General features: G+C 30.0%; 24 protein-coding genes. 23 read left to right on the forward strand and 1 reads right to left on the reverse strand.

Annotated features, from left to right (window positions below):
• Window positions 1-51 precede the first annotated feature (51 nt).
• The 4 genes from HMPREF2930_RS03090 (at window position 52) to holA (ending at window position 4,473) form a co-directional block, all read left to right on the forward strand.
• Entirely contained in the window at window positions 52-714 is a 663-nt protein-coding gene (locus HMPREF2930_RS03090; protein WP_017176199.1) for a helix-hairpin-helix domain-containing protein, read from the forward strand.
• 66 nt (window positions 715-780) lie between these two features.
• The gene (locus HMPREF2930_RS03095) at window positions 781-1,245 is read left to right on the forward strand and encodes a ComE operon protein 2 (protein ID WP_017176200.1); all 465 of its coding nucleotides are present in this window, start codon (window positions 781-783) and stop codon (window positions 1,243-1,245) included.
• On the forward strand, window positions 1,239-3,428 hold the full coding sequence (locus HMPREF2930_RS03100) for a DNA internalization-related competence protein ComEC/Rec2 (protein ID WP_017176201.1): 2,190 nt from the start codon (window positions 1,239-1,241) through the stop codon (window positions 3,426-3,428). Before HMPREF2930_RS03095 ends, HMPREF2930_RS03100 begins: the two co-directional genes overlap by 7 nt.
• Before the next feature lie 70 nt (window positions 3,429-3,498).
• On the forward strand, window positions 3,499-4,473 hold the full coding sequence (gene holA, locus HMPREF2930_RS03105; protein WP_017176202.1) for a DNA polymerase III subunit delta: 975 nt from the start codon (window positions 3,499-3,501) through the stop codon (window positions 4,471-4,473).
• A gap of 41 nt (window positions 4,474-4,514) precedes the next feature.
• Here the strand turns inward: holA and rpsT are convergent, their stop codons facing one another.
• The gene (rpsT, locus tag HMPREF2930_RS03110; protein WP_017176203.1) at window positions 4,515-4,766 is read right to left on the reverse strand and encodes a 30S ribosomal protein S20; all 252 of its coding nucleotides are present in this window, start codon (window positions 4,764-4,766) and stop codon (window positions 4,515-4,517) included.
• A gap of 330 nt (window positions 4,767-5,096) precedes the next feature.
• Here rpsT and lepA point away from each other — a divergent pair, with 330 nt between their 5' ends.
• The 19 genes from lepA to recO all read left to right on the forward strand — a co-directional run bounded on the left by lepA (window position 5,097) and on the right by recO (window position 23,072).
• The gene (gene lepA, locus HMPREF2930_RS03115; RefSeq protein WP_017176204.1) at window positions 5,097-6,920 is read left to right on the forward strand and encodes a translation elongation factor 4; all 1,824 of its coding nucleotides are present in this window, start codon (window positions 5,097-5,099) and stop codon (window positions 6,918-6,920) included.
• A gap of 82 nt (window positions 6,921-7,002) precedes the next feature.
• On the forward strand, window positions 7,003-8,124 hold the full coding sequence (gene hemW, locus HMPREF2930_RS03120) for a radical SAM family heme chaperone HemW (protein ID WP_017176205.1): 1,122 nt from the start codon (window positions 7,003-7,005) through the stop codon (window positions 8,122-8,124).
• A gap of 103 nt (window positions 8,125-8,227) precedes the next feature.
• Window positions 8,228-9,205, forward strand: a complete 978-nt coding sequence (gene hrcA / locus HMPREF2930_RS03125; protein ID WP_017176206.1) for a heat-inducible transcriptional repressor HrcA — start codon at window positions 8,228-8,230, stop codon at window positions 9,203-9,205.
• Between the two features lie 31 nt (window positions 9,206-9,236).
• Window positions 9,237-9,860 (forward strand): nucleotide exchange factor GrpE, encoded by a 624-nt coding sequence (grpE, locus tag HMPREF2930_RS03130; RefSeq protein WP_017176207.1) that lies wholly within the window; start codon window positions 9,237-9,239, stop codon window positions 9,858-9,860.
• Between the two features lie 42 nt (window positions 9,861-9,902).
• Window positions 9,903-11,735 (forward strand): molecular chaperone DnaK, encoded by a 1,833-nt coding sequence (gene dnaK / locus HMPREF2930_RS03135; RefSeq protein ID WP_017176208.1) that lies wholly within the window; start codon window positions 9,903-9,905, stop codon window positions 11,733-11,735.
• A gap of 152 nt (window positions 11,736-11,887) precedes the next feature.
• Complete coding sequence (gene dnaJ, locus HMPREF2930_RS03140) at window positions 11,888-13,018, forward strand: molecular chaperone DnaJ (RefSeq protein WP_017176209.1); 1,131 nt, start codon at window positions 11,888-11,890, stop codon at window positions 13,016-13,018.
• Window positions 13,019-13,020: 2 nt separating this feature from the next.
• Window positions 13,021-13,959 carry a 50S ribosomal protein L11 methyltransferase gene (gene prmA / locus HMPREF2930_RS03145; protein ID WP_017176210.1) on the forward strand — a complete coding sequence of 313 codons (939 nt, stop codon included), beginning with the start codon at window positions 13,021-13,023 and terminating at the stop codon, window positions 13,957-13,959.
• A gap of 1 nt (window position 13,960) precedes the next feature.
• Entirely contained in the window at window positions 13,961-14,713 is a 753-nt protein-coding gene (locus tag HMPREF2930_RS03150) for a 16S rRNA (uracil(1498)-N(3))-methyltransferase (protein WP_017176211.1), read from the forward strand.
• A gap of 5 nt (window positions 14,714-14,718) precedes the next feature.
• Window positions 14,719-16,065, forward strand: coding sequence for a tRNA (N(6)-L-threonylcarbamoyladenosine(37)-C(2))-methylthiotransferase MtaB (gene mtaB / locus HMPREF2930_RS03155; protein WP_017176212.1), 1,347 nt, complete (start codon window positions 14,719-14,721; stop codon window positions 16,063-16,065).
• Between the two features lie 132 nt (window positions 16,066-16,197).
• Window positions 16,198-16,374 (forward strand): 30S ribosomal protein S21, encoded by a 177-nt coding sequence (gene rpsU / locus HMPREF2930_RS03160; RefSeq protein ID WP_002449867.1) that lies wholly within the window; start codon window positions 16,198-16,200, stop codon window positions 16,372-16,374.
• 151 nt (window positions 16,375-16,525) lie between these two features.
• Window positions 16,526-17,233 (forward strand): NfeD family protein, encoded by a 708-nt coding sequence (locus HMPREF2930_RS03165; RefSeq protein WP_017176213.1) that lies wholly within the window; start codon window positions 16,526-16,528, stop codon window positions 17,231-17,233.
• Between the two features lie 14 nt (window positions 17,234-17,247).
• Window positions 17,248-18,234: a flotillin-like protein FloA gene (gene floA / locus HMPREF2930_RS03170; protein ID WP_017176214.1), complete on the forward strand. Its 987-nt coding sequence runs from the start codon at window positions 17,248-17,250 to the stop codon at window positions 18,232-18,234.
• 16 nt (window positions 18,235-18,250) lie between these two features.
• Window positions 18,251-18,946, forward strand: a complete 696-nt coding sequence (locus HMPREF2930_RS03175; RefSeq protein ID WP_017176215.1) for a hypothetical protein — start codon at window positions 18,251-18,253, stop codon at window positions 18,944-18,946.
• A gap of 272 nt (window positions 18,947-19,218) precedes the next feature.
• The gene (locus HMPREF2930_RS03180) at window positions 19,219-20,166 is read left to right on the forward strand and encodes a PhoH family protein (RefSeq protein ID WP_002449734.1); all 948 of its coding nucleotides are present in this window, start codon (window positions 19,219-19,221) and stop codon (window positions 20,164-20,166) included.
• Entirely contained in the window at window positions 20,167-20,628 is a 462-nt protein-coding gene (ybeY, locus tag HMPREF2930_RS03185) for an rRNA maturation RNase YbeY (RefSeq protein ID WP_017176216.1), read from the forward strand.
• Window positions 20,624-20,971 carry a diacylglycerol kinase family protein gene (locus tag HMPREF2930_RS03190; protein ID WP_029376821.1) on the forward strand — a complete coding sequence of 116 codons (348 nt, stop codon included), beginning with the start codon at window positions 20,624-20,626 and terminating at the stop codon, window positions 20,969-20,971. Before ybeY ends, HMPREF2930_RS03190 begins: the two co-directional genes overlap by 5 nt.
• A gap of 13 nt (window positions 20,972-20,984) precedes the next feature.
• Window positions 20,985-21,389 carry a cytidine deaminase gene (cdd, locus tag HMPREF2930_RS03195; RefSeq protein ID WP_002455278.1) on the forward strand — a complete coding sequence of 135 codons (405 nt, stop codon included), beginning with the start codon at window positions 20,985-20,987 and terminating at the stop codon, window positions 21,387-21,389.
• Window positions 21,390-22,289, forward strand: a complete 900-nt coding sequence (gene era, locus HMPREF2930_RS03200; RefSeq protein ID WP_002449851.1) for a GTPase Era — start codon at window positions 21,390-21,392, stop codon at window positions 22,287-22,289.
• 33 nt (window positions 22,290-22,322) lie between these two features.
• Window positions 22,323-23,072 (forward strand): DNA repair protein RecO, encoded by a 750-nt coding sequence (gene recO / locus HMPREF2930_RS03205; protein WP_017176218.1) that lies wholly within the window; start codon window positions 22,323-22,325, stop codon window positions 23,070-23,072.
• Window positions 23,073-23,127: the final 55 nt, after the last annotated feature.

Raw genomic sequence — 23,127 nt, forward strand, 5'->3', positions numbered from 1 at the left:
ATAAAGTAAACTCATCTTCTTATACGTTTATACATATAAGGAGATGAGTTTTTGTTTAAGTATAGAAATGAAATAATTCAATTATTAACTAAGTGGAAGACTCATATCATCATTTTAATTGCAGTAGTGTTACTTTTTATAGTGATTCTCATGCTTATGAAAAATAATGAGCCTTCAGAATATATGACAACATCTAATGCTAACAATAGCCAATTTAATAATAATGAAAAATATAATAAAAATAAAAATGATAATAATTTATCCACTTCTTCTAAAGAAAATTCAACTATTTATGTAGATGTCAAAGGAGCGGTTAAATTACCAGATGTTTATGAAATGAAAAAGAACGATAGAGTTAAAGATGTACTAAAAAAAGCTAAAGTTTCTGAAAATGCTGATATTACAAAAATCAATTTATCTGAAAAACTTACTGATCAAAAAATGATTTATATACCTAATAAAAATGAAACGAAAATAAATGCTACACCCACTAATCAAAGTGATTTAAATACTTCTGAAAGTATTAAAGTCAATCTTAACACAGCAAATGAAAGAGAATTGCTTAATGTTCCAGGTATAGGTCCAACTAAAGTGAAAGAGATTATTAAATACAGAGAGGAAAAGGGACAATTTAATAAGGTTGAAGACTTAAAACAAGTAAGAGGAATTGGAGGGAAAACTTTCGAGAAACTTAAAGATTACTTTACTACATAAATTAAATTGGAAGAATTTTTAATATAAATTATAATAGATATATATTTTTTTAAGGAGTTGAACTTTATGGATAGAATAAAATGGGACGAATATTTTATGGCACAAAGCCATTTGCTTGCATTACGTTCTACATGTCAACGACTATCAGTAGGCGCAACAATTGTAAAAGACAATAGAATAATTGCAGGAGGTTATAACGGCTCAGTAGCAGGAGAAGTTCACTGTATTGATGTAGGATGTTTAATAGAAGATGGTCATTGTATTAGAACCATTCACGCAGAAATGAATGCATTATTACAATGCGCAAAACAAGGTGTATCATCAGATAATGCAACGATATATGTCACACATTTTCCTTGTTTAAACTGTACTAAGTCTATTATTCAAGCAGGTATTAAGAAAATATACTATGCAAAAGATTATCATAATCATAAATATGCTATTAAATTATTAAATCAAGCAGGTATTGAGTATGAAAAAATACCATTTTCTGCTAATAAAATAGCTGAATTTTTAACTAAAGAATGTTAGTTGTTTTATATGCACTTTCTTTTTTAAGTGGTATATTATGGGTTCATCTTAAATTATTTTCAATTTTAATATTTGCTATTATATTAATTATTGTGTATCGAAAGAGTATTCCTTTATACCACTATTTATTAATTTTATCCTTTTTCTTTCTAGCTTTATTTCAAGTACACCATACTTTGAAAACAAATCATTTTATACTCCAAAATTTAAAAGTCCACAGTAATATAAATTCAAAAGTAACGTTTCAAAATGATATAAAACAATTCAATCAAATTATTAAAGGACAATTTCAATATAAACATAATAATTATCACTTTACTTTTAAAAGTCCACAATTGAAAGCTAAAGATTTAAAAAATCGAGAATGTAAAATTAATGGAAATATCACAAATAGTATTCATAATGAAGTCTATGTTTATATCGATCAAATAGATAATAAACATTGTACTAAAGTTAATCATATAAGTTTTATAGATAAACACCTAAATTATATTCAAAACAAGTTATACCATTCTTCGTTAAAATATCCAGAGAGAGTCTTAGCTTTAATTACTGGAGATACTAGTGCAATTGATACAGATTACTTAGATAAGGTTAAAGCGATAGGTATTTATCATTTACTTGCTGTCAGTGGATCACACGTTGCTACCATTATTTTTATCATTCAATATAGTTTGGTCAGGTTTAATATTCCAAAATTATTCATACGAATTTTTATTATTATGATACTAATACTATTTATTTTTTATACAAATTTTGCACCGAGTGCTATAAGAGCAGTTTTAACCGCTATTACTTTTTTTATTATCCCTAAGACTTTTAAAATTTCGTCTATAAGTGTATTATCGTTGGTCTTTTTATTTATGACAATTTGGAATATGAATTTTGCTTATGACATTGGATTTCAATTTTCTTTCATTATTTCTTTTTTTATACTATTTTCTAAGCCATTATTTAATAATCAATCAATTTTAAAGAATTATATTTATATAACAATTATCGCTCAATTTTCATCCATGATTATTAGTATTTATCATTTTAATCAGTTTCAATGGATTGGTTTTATTTCTAATGTAATATTTGTCCCATTATATTCTTTCATTATTTTTCCACTTTCTATTGTTCTATTTACTTTCTATCATTTCTTTAGTGACTTGCGATGTATAAATATGGTTGCAAATCAATTATTTGAACTGCACGATAGAATAATGCACCCGTTCATTTTATTTAGAAATTACCAAATAAATATCGCTGATCAATCAAATTTAAGTCTACTCTACTGTTTTATTTTATTAACTCTACTAACTATATTTATATGTTATAAAAATTATAGAGCATTCTTAATTATAATTATCTTATTTATAATATTTATAAGATTAACTAATCAATCATTAGCGACGACGTTTACTGCTTTAAATGTTGGTCAAGGTGATAGTTTTCTTTTTCAAACAAAAAATAATGAAACTGTGATGGTAGATACTGGTGGTAAAGTAGTTCAAACGAAGATTAAAGATAATCATAATATTGCGAAATATCATATTATGCCTACTTTAAAATCTAGAGGAATATCAAAAATTGATCACTTAATTCTTACTCATCCACATAATGATCATATAGGCGAATTTCCTTATTTAGCACAAAATATAAGAATTAAAAATTTATATTTATATATAAAAAGTTATTCAGTAGATCAAATTAAAACTATACATACATTTTGTAGTATATATCATATAAAAGTTATTGATGTTTTAGAGACTAATAATATTCAGTTGAAAGAAGCTAAAATATCATTTTTAAATGCTTTTATTGATTCCAATGAAGACAAAAATGCACAAAGTATAATTTCATTAATAGAGTACAAAAATTACAAATTATTATTGATGGGCGACGCAATTGAAGAAAATGAAAATTTATTATTAAAGAAATATCATTTACCGTTAATTGATGTTCTAAAAGTTGGACACCATGGCAGTAAAACAAGTAGTTCAAAACATTTTTTAGAAATCATACAACCTAAAATTAGTATGATTTCAAGTGGAAAAAATAATACTTTTCATTTGCCTAATAACGAAACGATAGATAAATTAGAGAAAATTAATTCTCATATCTACAATACTCAAACTGATGGAGAAATTACTTTAAATCTCGATAATCAACTTATATCATCCTTTAATAGAAGTTAATGATAGAGAATAATAATTACACAATGCTATAATAACTTAATGGTATAATTTTGAAAGGGTGCAAGTTTACATGGCTAATAATATAATGGCTATATACGGAGAAGTGCCAGAACTAGTGGAGAAAAAAAGTAATGAAATCGTAGAAAGTTACTTAAATGAAAAAAAAGACGATTTTAACTATGTTAAATATAATCTTTATGATACAAGTTTTAATCAGATTATAGAAGAAGCATTAACAATGCCTTTTATTTCAGAGAAAAAAGCTATTGTTGTTAAAAATGCTTTTATTTTTACAGGTGAGAAAGTTTCAAAAGATATCCAACCGAACAACGAACAAGTAAATGAATTTTTAGAAAAATATGATGGAGAAAACTTTATCATTTTTGAAGTGTATCAAAATAAATTAGATGAAAGAAAGAAAATTACTAAGACTTTAAAAAAGACAAGCAAGCTAGCTAAAGTTGAACAGATGTCTGAACAAGAGATTAAAAATTGGATAAAAAATAAACTTCATGAAAATTTTAAAGATATTAAACAGGATGCATTAGATTTATTTATAGAATTAACTGGTATTAACTTTAATATAGTTTCGCAAGAATTAGAAAAAATTATTTTATTTTTAGGAGAGCGAACAACTATAAATAAAAAAGATGTTGAAGAGATTATTAATAGAAGTTTAGAACAAAATGTTTTTCTTTTAACTGAATATATACAAAAAGGGGAAAAATATAAAGCCATTCAACTTATTAAAGATTTAATAGTAATGAAAGAAGAACCTATTAAACTATTAGCATTAATAACAAGTAATTATCGATTATATTATCAATGTAAAATTTTAAGTCGAAAAGGATATAGCGGACAACAAATTGCTAAAACAATTAATGTGCACCCATACCGAGTTAAATTGGCTTTAAATCAAGTAAAACATTATCAATTAACTCATTTGCTAAATATTATTGATCAATGTGCAGAAACTGATTATAAGTTAAAATCCTCATATATGGATAAACAACTGATTTTAGAATTATTTATTCTTTCTTTATAAATAAAAAAAGTTCAAGCTAATCGCTTGAACTTTTTAAATGATTATTTGCTTGAAGACATTAATTGAGATTTAATGCGGTCAGCTTTATTTGAATGAATTAAGTTACTGTGTGCAGCTTTATCAACTGATTTAATTGCGAAGTTAACTAATTCAGCTTTATTATCAGCATTATTTTCAATTGCTGATTTAGCATTTTTCACTGCAGTACGCATAGCGTTTTTTTGTGAAATATTACGTGCTTCAGCAGTTTCAGTTGTTCTTACACGTTTAATAGCAGATTTAATATTTGGCATTACTGTCACCTCCTAAAAGTGATCTAAGCATATCAAATTTTATTTTGATTACAACAAGAAATATTTTATCAAAACATGAATATTTGTGCAATCATTTATTAACATTAAACCTATTTATTTACAAAAAGAACGATATTAACTATTGGAAACCTTTATACAACACTTTATAATTGTTATGTAGTTTAAGAAAAATCTTAAAATTAAAAGTAAATAAAGAATCTTCACATGATGATTCTTTTCTCTTAAATTTGCAAATAATGATTAAAAACGATATTATGTCAAAGATGTATACATATACGGGTAAATTTACGAAAGCGAGAATGATAAGTTATGGATATGCAAGAACGCTATAACCGAAGAGATAATATAAGAAACTTTTCTATAATTGCTCATATTGATCATGGTAAATCAACGTTAGCAGATAGAATTTTAGAAAATACTAAATCTGTAGAAACTAGAGAAATGCAAAATCAATTGCTTGATTCAATGGATCTTGAAAGAGAGCGCGGTATTACAATTAAATTAAATGCTGTTAGATTAAAATATGAATCTAAAGATGGACAGACTTATACGTTTCATTTAATCGATACTCCAGGGCACGTCGATTTCTCATATGAAGTTTCTCGTTCATTAGCTGCATGTGAAGGCGCTATTTTAGTAGTTGACGCTGCACAAGGCATCGAGGCTCAAACTCTTGCTAATGTTTACTTAGCACTAGATAATGATTTAGAACTCTTACCGGTAGTAAATAAAATAGATCTACCCGCTGCTGAACCAGAAAGAGTAAAACAAGAATTAGAAGATGTTATTGGCTTAGATAAAGATGAAGTTGTGTTAGCAAGTGCCAAATCAAATATTGGTATCGATGAAATCTTAGAAAAAATTGTTGAAGTTGTTCCTCCACCAGAAGGAGATCCTAGTGCACCGCTTAAAGCTCTTATTTTTGATTCAGAGTACGATCCTTATCGAGGCGTTATTTCTTCTATTCGAGTAATGGAAGGTGTTGTAAAAGCTGGAGATCGTATCAAAATGATGGCAACAGGAAAAGAGTTTGAAGTTACTGAGGTTGGGATTAATACTCCTAAACAACTACCAATTGAAGAACTTACAGTAGGCGATGTTGGATATATTATTGCAAGTATTAAAAATGTCGACGATTCACGTGTTGGGGATACTATCACTCATGTAGATAGACCAGCAGATGCTCCGTTAAAAGGGTATAAAAAGATGAATCCAATGGTTTATTGTGGATTGTTCCCAATTGATAATAAAGATTATAACGATTTAAGAGAAGCTCTTGAAAAACTTCAATTAAATGATGCATCATTAGAATTTGAACCAGAATCATCACAAGCACTGGGATTTGGATTTAGAACAGGATTCTTAGGTATGCTACATATGGAAATTATTCAAGAGAGAATTGAACGAGAATTTGGAATAGAATTAATTGCGACTGCACCTTCAGTTATATATAAATGTGAAATGAATGATGGTTCAGAAGTTACAGTTGATAATCCATCTCAAATGCCTGAACGTGATAGAATTAAAGCGATTTATGAACCATATGTAAAAGCGACAATGATGGTGCCAAATGACTATGTTGGAGCAGTTATGGAACTGTGTCAACGTAAACGTGGCCAATTTATAAATATGGATTACTTAGATGATATCCGTGTGAATATCGTTTATGAAATTCCATTATCAGAAGTTGTATTTGATTTCTTTGACCAATTAAAATCTAATACGAAAGGCTATGCTTCATTTGATTATGAATTTATTGAAAATAAAGAAAGTAATTTAGTTAAAATGGATATTTTATTAAATGGTGACAAAGTAGATGCACTTAGTTTTATCGTTCACAGAGATTTTGCATATGAACGAGGTAAAGCTCTTGTTGAAAAATTAAAAACACTTATTCCTAGACAACAATTCGAAGTTCCAGTTCAAGCTGCAATAGGTCAAAAAATTGTGGCCCGAACTAATATTAAATCTATGGGTAAAAACGTGTTATCTAAGTGTTATGGTGGAGATATCAGCCGTAAACGTAAATTACTTGAAAAACAAAAAGCTGGTAAAGCAAAAATGAAAGCTGTTGGTAACGTAGACATACCACAAGATGCTTTCTTAGCTGTTCTTAAAATGGATGATGAATAGGTTATTAATGCGAGGCTGGAACCCAGAATCATGTGTTCCAACCTCGTTTGTGTTTTAAAAACTTAAAAATGAGGGTGTAACGATGTCAATAAAAAGTGCATATATTCATATACCTTTTTGCGTTAGGATTTGTACATATTGTGATTTTAATAAGTACTTTATTAACAAACAACCAGTAGATGAGTATATTTCTGCATTAATTAAAGAAATGAAAACAAGTGAAATTAGAAATCTTGAAACAATGTACGTTGGAGGAGGTACGCCTACAGCTTTAAATCTCAAGCAACTTGAAAGACTTTTAAAAGCAATACAGTCAACTTTTTCAATTAAAGGTGAATATACATTTGAAGCAAATCCCGATGAATTAACCTTAGATAAAGTGAAATTACTACACTCATATGGTGTAAATAGAATTTCTATGGGCGTACAAACATTTAAACCAGAATTACTAAAAATTCTAGGTAGAACACATAAAACTCAAGATATATATAATGCTGTAGAGTATGCTAAAAAAGCAAATATTGAATCGATTAGTTTAGACCTAATGTATCATTTACCAACTCAAACATTAGAAGATTTTTCAGATAGTCTTAATAGAGCAATACAAATGGATATAGATCATATTTCAAGTTATGGATTAATTTTAGAACCTAAAACTCAATTTTATAATATGTATCGAAAAGGCAAATTAAAATTGCCAAACGAAGATATAGGAGCTGAAATGTACCAATATTTAATGAATGTTTTAGGAGAAACCTCATTTAAACAATATGAAATCTCAAATTTCGCTAAGTCTCATCATGAATCAAGGCATAATAAGACTTACTGGCTAAATGAAGAATATTATGGTTTTGGAGCAGGCGCAAGTGGATATGTAAATGGGGAACGCTATTCGAATCTCAATCCTGTTAATCATTACATCAATGCTATTAATAATCATCAACGTCCTATTTTAACTTCCAATTTTCCTACTCATTCAGAAAGAATGGAAGAAGAAATGTTTTTAGGATTAAGAATGAATAAAGGTGTCGATAAAGTTAAATTTCTTTCAAAATTTGGTACCTCAATGGATAAAGTATTTGGTGAGACAATAAATAATCTGAAAAAGAAAAATTTACTTTATGAAAGAGATAACCATATTTCATTGACCAATAAGGGAAAAATCATTGGAAATGAAGTTTTTGAAGCATTTCTATTAAATTAATAAATTTTTTTGAAAAATAAGAGCTTTAACGTTGACTTACTTTGACCAATTTGTTAAATTATAATTAGCACTTGAGACAAAGGAGTGCTAATGAGGTGAAGACATGATTACAAATAGGCAATTAAGCATTTTAAATGCAATTGTTGAAGATTATGTTGATTTAGGACAACCGATAGGTTCTAAAACCTTAATTGATAGACATAACTTAAATGTAAGCCCAGCTACTATTAGAAATGAAATGAAGTATTTGGAAGAGTTGAATTTTTTAGAAAAAATACATTCATCTTCAGGGCGTGCACCTTCTGAACAAGGTTTTAGATTATACGTCAATCAATTGTTAAAACAAACATCTCATCAAAAACAAAATAAAGTTCAACGTTTAAATCAACTTTTGATTGAGAATCATTATGATATTTCTTCAGCCCTTAGTTATTTTGCTGATGAATTATCAATAAAATCTCAATATGCAACGTTGGTTGTTCGACCTAATCACAAAACAGATATTATAAATAATGTTCATTTGATTCGTGCAAATTCGTCTATAATTATAATGGTCATCATCTATAATTCTGGACATGTAGAACATTTACATTTAAGTGAATCAATGGAGTTTGGCGATGAAAGGTTAACAAGGATTTCAAATTTTCTGACTGATAATTATTATAAAAGTCAATTTGATTTTAATAAGAAATTAAAACAATTTACAAATTCTATGGCGGAACAATCCTTTATAAATGAATTAACTATCATGCTAACTTCTCATCTCCATAAACAAAGTAATAGCATTTTTATGGGTGGAAAGGTTAAACTTATTGATGCACTGAACGAAACCAATGTTTCTTCTATTCAGCCAATTTTACAATATCTAGAATCAGAAAAAATTATCGAGTTACTAGAAGATATTTCCACTTCTGAAATTAATGTTAAAATTGGCCACGAAATAGATGAAGGGTTAAGTGATATTTCAATTATAACGAGCCAGTACCATTTTGATGATGCACTAAAAGGACAAATTGCGGTTATCGGACCAACTGCGATGCATTATCAAAATGTGATTCAATTACTTAATCAAATATGGTGAATCTAATTGTAATTATATTGGAGGGCATAAAATGACAGAAAAAGACGAATCAGTGAAAAATAACACTGAACATACTGAAGAAAATGAAAACGTTAAAAACGAAGCGTCGTCTTCAAATGATGTAGAAAATAATCCTTCTGAAGAAGAATTAAATAATGAATCTACATCTGAACATGATAATGATGATAAAAATGATCAATCTAAAGACGAAGAAATTCAACAATTACAATTAAAAGCAAATGAAAATGAAGAAAAATATTTAAGATTATATGCTGAATTCGAAAATTATAAGCGTCGAATTCGAAATGAAAATGAAACAAATAAAAAATATCAAGCTCAACCCGTGCTTACTGATATTTTACCTACTATCGATAACATTGAACGTGCACTTCAAATTGAGGGTAATGACGAATCATTTAAATCTCTCAAAAAAGGCGTTCAAATGATTCATGAAAGCTTATTAAGAGCATTAAAAGACAATGGCTTAGAAGAAATTGAGTCTGAAGGTCAAGAATTCGATCCAAACTTCCATCAAGCTGTTGTTCAAGATGACAATCCTGATTTCAATTCTGGTGAAATCACTCAAGAATTACAAAAAGGGTATAAATTAAAAGATAGAGTTTTAAGACCATCTATGGTCAAAGTTAATCAATAAGATTTAAATTTGAAAAATTTTTAAAATTGGAGGAATTTTATTATGAGTAAAGTAATAGGTATTGACTTAGGTACTACAAATTCTTGCGTATCTGTATTAGAAGGAGACGAACCTAAAGTAATTCAAAATCCTGAAGGTGCTAGAACAACTCCATCAGTTGTGGCATTTAAAAATGGAGAAACTCAAGTAGGTGAAGTTGCTAAACGTCAAGCAATTACAAACCCAAATACTGTACAATCAATTAAACGTCATATGGGTACAGATTATAAAGTAGATATTGACGGCAAATCATATACACCACAAGAACTTTCAGCAATGATTTTACAAAATTTAAAAAACACTGCTGAAAGTTATTTAGGAGATAAAGTGGATAAAGCAGTAATTACTGTGCCTGCTTATTTCAATGATGCTGAACGTCAAGCTACTAAAGATGCTGGTAAAATTGCTGGTTTAGAAGTAGAACGTATTATTAACGAACCAACAGCTGCAGCATTAGCTTATGGTTTAGATAAAACTGAACAAGATCAAAAAGTTTTAGTATTTGACTTAGGTGGCGGTACTTTCGACGTTTCTATTCTTGAATTAGGCGATGGCGTATTCGAAGTATTATCAACTGCAGGGGATAACAAACTTGGAGGGGACGACTTTGACCAAGTAATCATCGACTATTTAGTATCAGAATTCAAAAAAGAAAATGGTGTTGACTTATCACAAGATAAAATGGCGTTACAACGTCTTAAAGACGCTGCAGAAAAAGCTAAAAAAGATTTATCTGGTGTATCTCAAACACAAATCTCATTACCATTCATTTCAGCTGGAGAAAATGGTCCATTACACTTAGAAATCAACTTAACTCGTTCTAAATTTGAAGAATTAGCTGATTCATTAATCAGAAGAACAATGGAACCAACTCGTCAAGCACTTAAAGATGCTGGCTTATCTACTTCTGAAATTGATGAAGTTATCCTAGTTGGTGGTTCAACTCGTATTCCTGCAGTACAAGAAGCAGTTAAAAAAGAAATTGGTAAAGAACCTCATAAAGGTGTAAACCCAGATGAAGTTGTTGCAATGGGTGCTGCTATCCAAGGTGGCGTAATTACTGGTGATGTTAAAGACGTTGTATTATTAGACGTAACTCCATTATCATTAGGTATCGAAATTATGGGTGGTCGTATGAATACGTTAATTGAACGTAATACAACAATTCCAACATCAAAATCTCAAGTATATTCAACAGCAGCTGACAATCAACCAGCAGTAGACATTCACGTATTACAAGGTGAACGTCCAATGGCTTCAGATAATAAAACATTAGGTAGATTCCAATTAACTGATATTCCACCAGCTCCACGTGGTGTACCTCAAATTGAAGTAACATTTGATATTGATAAAAACGGTATCGTAAACGTTACTGCAAAAGACTTAGGTACAAATAAAGAACAAAATATCACTATTCAATCAAGTTCTGCATTATCTGATGAAGAAATTGATCGTATGGTTAAAGATGCTGAAGAAAATGCTGAAGCAGATAAACAACGTCGTGAAGAAGTAGACTTAAGAAACGAAGCAGACAGCTTAGTATTCCAAGTTGAAAAAACAATTAAAGACTTAGGTGAAAATATCAGTGAAGAAGACAAATCAAATGCTGAAAGCAAAAAAGATGCGCTTAAATCAGCATTAGAAGGTCAAGATTTAGATGATATTAAAGCTAAAAAAGAAGAATTAGAACAAGTAATTCAAGAATTATCTGCTAAAGTATATCAACAAGCTCAACAAGCTCAACAACAAGCACAAGGTAGTTCACAACAATCAAATGATAGCAATGTTGAAGACGCTGAGTTCAAAGAAGTTAAAGACGACGAAGATAAAAAATAAAGCTAATCGTTTATAACGTTTACTATGTAAACATTTATAAATGTAAGCCAAAAAGTCAAAGTCAATTGAACATTGGCTTTGACTTTTTCTTTTATAGTTAAGATACTTGAGTATGTGTTTAAATTATAAAATTTAGAAAGGGAGAGATACTTGTGGCTAAAAGAGATTATTATGAAGTTCTTGGCGTAAGTAAAGATGCTTCAAAAGATGAAATAAAAAAAGCATATCGTAAATTATCAAAAAAATATCATCCGGACATCAATAAAGAAGAAGGCGCCGATGAAAAGTTTAAAGAAATTTCTGAAGCATACGAAGTTCTAAGTGATGACAATAAACGTGCAAATTATGATCAATTTGGACATAGCGGTGCCCAAGGTGGATTTGGTAGTCAAGGATTTGGTGGACAAGACTTCAGTGGCTTCGGTGGAGGCTTTGAAGATATATTTAGCTCATTCTTTGGTGGTTCACGTCAAAGAGATCCAAATGCACCTAGAAAAGGTGACGACTTACAATACACTATGACTTTAGAATTCGATGAAGCTGTTTTTGGTACTAAAAAAGAAATTTCTATTCGAAAAGATGTTACCTGTCATACATGTCATGGTGATGGTGCTAAACCAGGCACAAGTAAAAAAACATGTAGCTATTGTCATGGTTCAGGACATGTATCTGTTGAACAAAATACAATTTTAGGACGCGTAAGAACTGAGCAAACTTGTCCTAAGTGTGAGGGTAGTGGTCAAGAATTTGAAGAACCATGTCCAACTTGTCATGGTAAAGGGACTGAAAATAAAACAGTAAAATTAGAAGTAACTGTACCTGAAGGTGTAGACAATGAACAACAAATCCGTCTTGCTGGTGAAGGTGCACCTGGTGAAAATGGCGGTCCTCATGGTGATCTTTATGTAGTATTCCGTGTTAAACCTTCTGATAAATTTAGAAGAGATGGCGATGATTTATTCTATGAACTTAACATTAGCTTCCCACAAGCATCACTTGGCGATGAAATCAAAGTACCAACTCTAAACAGTAATGTTATGCTTACAATTCCTGCTGGTACTCAAACTGGTAAACAATTCCGTCTTAAAGAGAAAGGCGTTAAAAATGTTCATGGATATGGACATGGTGATTTATTTGTTAATATAAAAGTTGTCACACCAAATAAACTAACTGATAGACAAAAAGAATTAATGAGAGAATTTGCGGAAATCAGTGGTGAAAATCCGGAAGAACAACCTTCTAATTTTAAAGACAAAGCTCGTAAATTCTTTAGAGGTGAATAATCATGAACTGGACAGAATTTGCAGTCACTGTAAATCATGAAGTTGAACCTTTAGTCACTAACATATTAGAAAACTATGGTTCAAATGGAGTAGTTATAGAAGATTCAAATGATTTAATTAATCAACCTACTGATAAATTTGGTGAAATCTACGAATTAAAAAAAGAAGATTATCCTGAACAAGGTGTGAGATTAAAAGCATACTTTAACGAATTGAAATATAACACTCAATTTAAAAATAAATTAAAAAATGAAATATTAAATTTGGACCTTATAGATGATTCAGTAGTTGAGTTTTCAGCAAAGACTATTGCTGAAGTAGATTGGGCTAATGAATGGAAAAACTATTTTCATCCTTTTAGAGCTTCTGAGAGATTTACGATTGTTCCAAGTTGGGAAGATTATTCAAAAGAATCAGAAGATGAATTGTGTATAGAATTAGATCCCGGAATGGCTTTTGGTACTGGAGATCATCCAACAACAAGTATGTGTCTAAAAGCGATTGAAACTTATGTAACACCAGATTCTTCAGTTATTGATGTAGGTACAGGTTCTGGTATATTAAGTATCGCTAGTCACTTATTAGGTGTTAAAAGAATTAAAGCCTTAGATATAGACGAAATGGCTGTTGGTGTGGCTAAGGAGAATTTTAGAAAAAATCATTGCGAAAATGCTATTGAAGCAATTCCCGGTAATTTATTAAAAGAAGAAAATGAAAAATTTGATGTAGTTATCGCAAATATTTTAGCTCATATTATTGATGAAATGATTGAAGATGCTTATAATACACTAAATGAAGATGGTTATTTTATAACTTCAGGTATTATAGAAGAAAAACATGAAGATATACTGTCACATATGAAGCGTGTTGGATTTAATATTGTATCAATCAATCATGACAATGGATGGGTTTGCATTGTTGGTCAGAAAGTGAGTGAATAATTTGCAACGATACTTTATCAATCAAAACGCTGATTCTCATCAGCGTTTTTTTATTACCAATGAAGAAGATATACATCATATCAAAAATGTAATGAGAAATACGATTGGTAACAAAATTATAATTAATTTTAATGATAAAAAAGTATTTATTACTGAAATTACACATATAAGTTCTAATCAAATTGAAGTTTTACCAATAAACCAATTAGATATTGACACTGAATTACCAGTTGATGTAACGATTTGTAGTGGTTTAATAAAAGCTGATAAATATGAATGGTTGCTTCAAAAAAGTACAGAATTGGGTGCCAATCATTTTATTTCAGTGGGTATGGATCGATCTGTAGTTAAATTACAAGAGAACAAGGTACAAAAGAAAATAGATAGATGGCAAAAGATTGTAAAAGAAGCTGCTGAACAAAGTTATAGACTTGTTATTCCAGATGTTAAATTTCAGTCGAATTTAAAAGTAATTTATGATACCATAAATAATTATGACTATGTGTTAATAGCATATGAAGACGAAGCCAAGCATGGTGAAAAAAGTCGATTTAAAAATATTTTAAACAACTTTCAAACGAATGATCGTGTGTTAATCATATTTGGACCTGAAGGTGGTTTTTCCGATAAGGAAATTGATCTCTTTAGGGAGGTAAGCTTAAACATTGGTTTAGGCCCTAGAATATTAAGAGCAGAAACTGCGCCACTATATGCACTTAGTGCTATAAGTTTTGAGAAAGAATTGATGGGGTGAATTAAATGGCAACAGTAGCGTTTCATACTTTAGGTTGTAAAGTAAACCATTATGAAACTGAAGCAATATGGCAATTATTTAAAGATGCTAATTATGAAAGAGTAGATTTTGAAACTAATGCAGATGTATATGTCATTAATACTTGCACCGTGACTAATACAGGTGATAAAAAAAGTAGACAAGTCATTAGAAGAGCAATACGTCGTAATCCTGATGCAGTAGTATGTGTTACAGGTTGTTATGCACAAACATCTTCTGCTGAAATTATGGAGATTCCAGGCGTAGATGTCGTTGTTGGTACTCAAGACAGACATAAATTACTTAGTTATATTGATCAATTTAGAGAAGAACGTCAACCAATTAATGGTGTTGGAAATATTATGAAAAATCGTACATATGAAGAATTAGATGTACCTTATTTTACGGATAGAACTCGTGCATCTCTAAAAATCCAAGAAGGTTGTAATAACTTTTGTACGTTTTGTATTATTCCATGGGCACGTGGTTTAATGCGCTCTAGAGATCCTGAAAAAGTAGTTGAACAAGCAACACAGTTAGTTCAATCTGGATATAAAGAAATTGTATTAACTGGTATTCATACCGGTGGATACGGTCAAGATTTAAAAAATTATAATTTAGCTCAATTACTCAGAGATCTTGAGGAAATTGATGGTTTAGAAAGAATTAGAATTTCTTCAATTGAAGCCAGTCAACTTACTGATGAAGTCATTGATGTTCTAAAAAATTCTAATAAAGTGGTTAGACATTTACATGTACCATTACAATCAGGTTCAGATACAGTATTAAAACGTATGCGCCGTAAATATACTATGGAACATTTTTCTGAAAGACTAACAAAGTTACATGATGCATTACCTGATTTAGCGGTTACAAGTGATGTTATAGTAGGTTTCCCAGGAGAAACTGCAGAAGAATTCCAAGAAACATATGATTTTATAGTTAAACATAAATTCTCAGAGTTACATGTTTTCCCGTATTCACAACGTATTGGTACACCTGCTGCACGTATGGATGATCAAATTGATGAGTCAATTAAAAATGAACGTGTACATAAACTTATTGCTTTAAGTGACCAACTTGCTAAAGAATACGCATCAAAATTTGAAAATGAAGTTTTAGAAGTGATTCCAGAAGAAGTAGGAGAAACAAAAGATACATTAGTAGGTTACGCAGATAATTATATGAAAGTTGAATTTGAGGGTAGTGAGGATTTAATCGGTGAGATTGTTAAAGTTAAAATTAATAAAGCTGATTATCCAATTAACATTGGTAGTGCAGTTAGAATCGTTAATCATGCTACTAATAAAACTGAAGAAGGCGTATTATTATAAATTTTTGAAATTATAAAGATTTATAATTGACCATAATTATTTCATATATTATACTAAATAAAGCATAGTTAATTATTTCTATGCAATTATTGACTTTAAGTTTCGTTGATATTTGGAGGGAGGGAAATACAGATGTCTAAAACAGTAGTACGTAAAAACGAATCACTAGAAGATGCATTACGTAGATTTAAACGTTCAGTATCTAAAAGTGGTACTATCCAAGAAGTACGTAAACGTGAATTTTACGAAAAACCAAGTGTAAGACGTAAGAAAAAATCAGAAGCTGCACGTAAACGTAAATTCAAATAATTAATAGCTCTGTTGACTCCCTCAACATGAATGTTAATTATATATATATTCTCTCAATTAGTTAAACTAATTGAGAGTTTTTTTATACAATTGTAATACTATAATATAGTATTTATTTCATGTATAATTTAATTGAGAGCGAGGTGAGATAATGATAAGTATAAATTTGATACATATCGAGAATACTTTTGCTTCATTGAATCATTCATGGTTGGGTGATATGTCAAATATCATTGTTAATCCTATTGTTTTATTAATTCTTACATGTATTATCTTTTTAGGTTTTTTATATCAACTTTATTCTAAAAGGATAAATATTTTAGGTATTTTAGCTTCTCTAGCGTTACTTATTCTATTTCTAGGGTTTTTAATTAATGGCGATGTCAATTTGATTTCAATTTTATTGTTTTTCATAGGTATCATCTTAGTAATAATAGAACTATTCATTGTTGGAGCAGTAATTGGAATTATAGGAATAGTGCTTATTATTGTTAGTATGATTATGTTAGGAGATAATATTTTAGTTATGCTCTTTAATGTTATTGTCGCTTTAATACTTTCTATTATAGAATGGGTGATTTTGGTGAAAGTGTTTAATCGTAAAATACCATTTTTTGATAAAGTGATATTGAATGATTCAACGAGTACAGAAGCTGGTTATAGATCTCATGATGATCGTTCTTACTTAGTGGGAAAAACTGCGTATACTACTACTGATTTAAGACCTGCTGGAATCATAACTTTAGATGACAAAAGAATTGATGCTGTTTCTGACGGTACATTTATCTTGAGAAATAAAAAAGTAAAAATTTTAGAGGTAGAAGGTAGTAGAGTAGTTGTAAGAGAAATAAAAATATAAAAGGAGTAAAGTCAATGTTAAATATTGGAATTATAATTATTGCGATTATTATAATAGTTGCTTTATTATTATTATTTTCATTTGTACCAGTCGGATTATGGATTTCCGCTATTGCTGCAGGTGTAAAAGTTAGTATTGCTACACTTGTAGGAATGCGACTTCGTAGAGTATCTCCTCGTAAAGTGATAGGTCCTCTTATTAAAGCTCATAAAGCAGGACTAAATTTAACAACAAATCAATTGGAATCTCATTATCTAGCTGGTGGTAATGTAGATAGAGTAGTGGATGCCAACATAGCAGCTCAACGTGCAGATATCAATTTACCTTTTGAAAGAGGTGCCGCAATAGACTTAGCAGGACGCGATGTCTTAGAAGCTGTTCAAATGTCTGTTAATCCCAAAGTAATCGAAACTCCCTTTATTGCCGGTGTTGCGATGAACGGTATCGAAGTTAAAGCTAAAGCTAGAATTACAGTAAGAGCTAATATTTCTAGACTTGTAGGTGGTTCTGGAGAAGAAACAATTATTGCACGAGTTGGTGAAGGTATTGTTTCCACAATTGGTTCTAGTGAACATCATACACAAGTACTAGAAAATCCTGATAATATTTCTAAAACAGTATTAAGTAAAGGATTGGATTCAGGAACAGCATTCGAAATTTTATCAATTGATATTGCAGATGTAGATATCGGTAAAAATATCGGCGCTGATTTACAAACGGAACAAGCACTCGCAGATAAAAATATTGCTCAAGCTAAAGCTGAGGAACGACGTGCTATGGCTGTTGCCTCTGAACAAGAAATGAAAGCACGTGTTCAAGAAATGCGTGCTAAGGTAGTAGAAGCTGAATCAGAAGTACCACTAGCGATGGCTGAAGCTTTACGTAAAGGTAATATTGGAGTAAAAGATTACTATAATTTAAAAAATGTAGAAGCAGATACAGGTATGAGAAACGCTATTAATAAACGTACCGAACAAAATGACGATGAATCACCAAATTAAATAGAGGGGTGATTAAATGAATATTGGAATTCTTATATTCGTTATTTCTGTGATTGTTACTGGTATTAGTGCAATGAGAGATAAAAGTCATGAACAACGAAAAAATCAAACGCCTCCACACAAAAATACACAAAGACCTACGCAAAACACACCAAGAAAAAAAGGTATTTTTGAACAGATAGAAGAAGCTTTTAATGAGATGGCATCAGAATTTGATGAAGAAGAACAAAATAAAAAAACATCATCACCAAAACCATCTTCTAAAAAAGAAACGGTTCACAGTGATAAAAATCTTAAAAAAGAAGTTAAGACTGAACATCCTCGTGGAGAATTAAAACGGTTTGAAACTAAACAATCTCATACCGAAAAAATGCCTTCTAAAGATAGTGATTCAACTTCACGAGAGAGATCTCAAAGTGAAAAAGATATTAAAAAACAGTTAGAAGACTCGCTATCAAAAGAATTATTTAATGTGAGATCTGAAATTGACAAAGAAAAAGAAAAACAACTTTCTTTAATTGAAAAGAAAGCTAAAGAAATTATTAATGATAAGTACTTATCTGAAAAAACGAAACGTTATAAACTGAATCAATTACTCAATAGTAAATCTATTGAAAAAAATATGACACATCAAACGTTTCAATTTGACAATGACCCGATAGTTGATGGGATTATTTGGCAAGAAATACTAAATAAACCTAAAAAATTATAAGGGTTATAAATAAAAGAATAAGACAACATTTATTGTTTCATTCTGACCTTTACAAGAGACTTTCTACGTGGAAGTCTCTTTATTTATGCTCCTAATATGTTAAGATGCGCCTAAAACACATATTGTTCTTGGTACTTTTTATTATGTTATATTATCTTAGGTTAATTATTCATTCAAAACATTTAAATTTGTATACTTTATCATTGTTTAGTAAAATTTATATGAAAGATTAATTATTAATGAATATGTTTTATGTGAAAAGGAGCGCTTTTATGCCAGGAATAATTCAAATAGATAACATCAACCATTCTCAAGCTTTAATTGGTAATAATGATGAACATTTAAAATCGATTGAAGAAGCATTTGATGTTATCATACATGCTCGTGGGCAAGAAATTGCAGTAAAAGGTCAAGTATTAGAGCATGTTGAAAAAGCAGAATTAGTTCTTAAAAATTTATTAAAGGTAATTGAGTTAGGACATTCAATTACATTAAAAGATGTTGAGGCTGCCATAAAGATGGCTAAAAATGACACTATTCAATATCTATTGGATTTATATGATGAAGAGATTACTAAAGATGCCTTTGGTAAAACAATTCGTGCAAAAACAATGGGGCAACGTCTTTATATTAATGCTATGAAACGTAATGATTTAGTGTTTGGTATAGGTCCTGCTGGAACAGGTAAAACTTTCCTTGCAGTTGTTTATGCTGCAAAACAATTAAGAAAAGGAACAGTAAAAAGAATTGTTTTAACAAGACCAGCTGTAGAAGCTGGTGAATCATTAGGTTTCTTACCAGGAGACTTAAAAGAAAAAGTTGATCCATATTTAAGACCTCTTTATGATGGTTTAAATACTGTCCTAGGTAGAGAACAAACAGCACGTTTTATTGAACGAGGTACAATTGAAATTGCTCCCTTAGCGTATATGAGGGGTAGAACTCTAGATGATGCATTTGTCATTTTAGATGAAGCTCAAAATACAACACATGCACAAATGAAAATGTTTTTAACTCGTCTAGGATTTGGTTCAAAAATGGTTGTAACTGGAGACCAAACTCAAATTGACTTACCAAAAGGTGTTAAAAGTGGATTAAAAGAAGCTATTAAGAACCTTCGTGGTGTTAAAGGAATAAATATAATGGAACTAGATCAAAGTGATGTAGTACGACACCCATTAGTAAGTAAAATTATCGAACGTTATGAAGGAGACAATTAAATGTTTACGATTGATTTCAATGATCATACAAACTTAGTTAAAGATGAATGGTATCATCAAATCGAAGACTTAATTAACTTTGCTAAAGAAAAAGAAAACATTCATGAAGATGCTGAATTGTCAGTTACTTTTGTAGATAAAGATGAAATTCAAGAAATAAATAAAAATTATCGAGATAAAGATAGAGTGACTGATGTTATTTCTTTTGCACTTGAAGAAGATGAACCAGATATTATTGGTTTAGATATTCCTAGAGTGTTAGGAGATATTATTATTTGTACTGATGTAGCTAAGGAACAAGCTGAATCTTATAATCATTCATTTGAAAGAGAACTTGGTTTTTTAGCTTTACATGGTTTTTTACACTTATTAGGATATGATCATATGAATGAAGAAGATGAAAAAGAAATGTTTGGACGCCAAAAAGAAATTTTAAACGCATATGGATTGACTAGAGATTAAATTTTTAAAACGATTTAAATACACTTTTGATGGTTTAAAAACACTTCTTCAAAAAGATCACAATTATCTAATACACTTAATATTCGCATTCATAGCTATCATTTTAGGAATTATCGTAAGACTTTCAACTGTAGAATGGTTGTTTATTTTGTTAAGCATCACTTTGGTACTTACGCTTGAGGCTGTGAATACAGCTATAGAATGCGTCGTAGATTTAGTTACTTCTGACTATCACGAATTAGCTAAACAAGCTAAAGATATTGCCGCCTTTAGTGTTATGGTTGTTTCAATCTTTGCACTAATTATGGGTTTAATGATTTTTATACCTCACATCTTTTTTTAAAGGGGACAATAAAATGAGTTATCAATCACATTATTTTCAAGAAGTTAGAAAAGCTCAACAACGTGCTTATGTACCGTATAGTCATTTTAAAGTAGGTGCATATTTAAAAACAAAAGACGGTCGCCATTTTTATGGAGCAAATGTTGAAAATGCAGCTTATCCAGCAACGATTTGTGCAGAACGATCTAGTTTAGTAGCTGCAATTTCAGAAGGCTATCGACCAGGAGATTTTGAATCAATAACAGTTACCGTTGACGCTGAACATCCGTCATCACCTTGTGGAACATGTCGTCAAGTATTAAAAGAACTCTGTGATGACGACATGCCTGTGTATATGACAAATCATAAAGGTGAGATGATTAAGTCAACTGTAGCAGAACTATTACCTCACGGCTTTTCGGGAAAGGATTTAGAATAAATGACAGAACACAAATCAGGATTTGTATCTATTATAGGGAGACCGAATGTGGGAAAATCCACGTTTATGAATAGAGTCATTGGACATAAAATTGCAATTATGTCAGATAAAGCTCAAACAACAAGAAATAAAATTCAGGGAGTAATGACAAGAGAAGATGCTCAAATCATTTTCTTAGATACACCAGGTATTCATAAACCTAAGCATAAATTAGGAGATTATATGATGCGTGTAGCTAAAAATACACTATCAGAAATTGATGCTATTATGTTTATGGTAAATGTAAATGAAGATATTGGTCGTGGTGACGAATATATAATGGAAATGCTAAAAAATGTTAAAACACCAGTATTTCTAGTGTTAAATAAAATTGATTTAGTTCATCCAGATGCACTTATGCCTAAGATTGAAAAATATAAAACCTATATGGATTTTACTGAAATTGTGCCAATTTCGGCACTTGAAGGATTGAATGTGGATCACTTTATCGATGTACTTAAAGATTATTTACCTGAAGGTCCAAAATATTACCCTGATGATCAAATATCGGATCATCCAGAACAATTTGTAGTAGGCGAAATTATTAGAGAAAAAATCTTACATCTAACAAGTGAAGAAATCCCCCATGCAATAGGGGTAAATGTAGATAGAATGATTAAGGAAAGTGAAGAAAGAGTAAGAATTGAAGCAACTATTTTTGTTGAACGTGATTCTCAAAAAGGAATTGTTATAGGTAAGGGTGGGAAAAAACTTAAAGAAGTCGGTAAAAGAGCTCGACGTGATATTGAAATGCTTCTCGGATCAAAAGTTTACCTCGAATTATGGGTAAAAGTTCAGAAAGATTGGAGAAATAAAGTAAACTTTATTCGTCAAATGGGATATGTTGAAGATCAAGATTAACGTTTAAATTAATAGGAAAGCCGGTGAGATGCATTGTTAGAAAAACAAAAAGGAATTATCATAAAATCAGTAGATTATGGTGAATCCGATAAAATTATTACAATATTAAACGAGCATGGTGCTAAAATTCCTATTATGGTAAGACGTGCTAAGAAATCTAAAACCGGCTTGCAAGCTCATACACAACTCTTTGTGTATGGCTTATTTATTTATAATAAATGGAAAGGTATGGGAACGCTCAGTTCTATTGATGTCATAAACCAATATTATCAATTACGATTAGATATTTTTGATAGTAGTTATGCGACTTTATGCGTCGAAGCAATAGATCGATCATTAGAACCAAATGAAGTTTCTTTATATCATTATAAGTTATTAGAATTTGTACTCAATAAAATTTCAGAAGGTAATTCTGCTCAATTAATGTCGATTATCGTATTATTGAAATGTATGAATAAATTTGGTTTTGGCGCATTTTTCGATTATTGTGCAATTACTGGTGATACTGATCAATCTAAGCTTATTGCTTACAGTTTTAAATATGATGGGACCATCTCAGAAACTGTATTAAATAATGATCCTTATGCCTTAAAGCTATCCAATAAAACATTTTATTTATTGGATATTTTACAAAAGTTGCCAATTGATAAAATGAATCATTTTAATATTAACCAAGCTTTATTAGATGAAATGTCAGAATTAATGATAATGCTGTATAGAGAATATGCTGGCATGTACTTTAAAGGTCAAAAATTAATTAATCAACTTAAGCGATTAGAATAATATAAAATGTTTAAATTAATTAAAAGAACCCACTTATTACTTACTATGAGTAATA

Origin of the sequence: Staphylococcus sp. HMSC068C09 (assembly GCF_001813735.1) — a bacterium.
GTDB lineage: Bacteria > Bacillota > Bacilli > Staphylococcales > Staphylococcaceae > Staphylococcus > Staphylococcus hominis.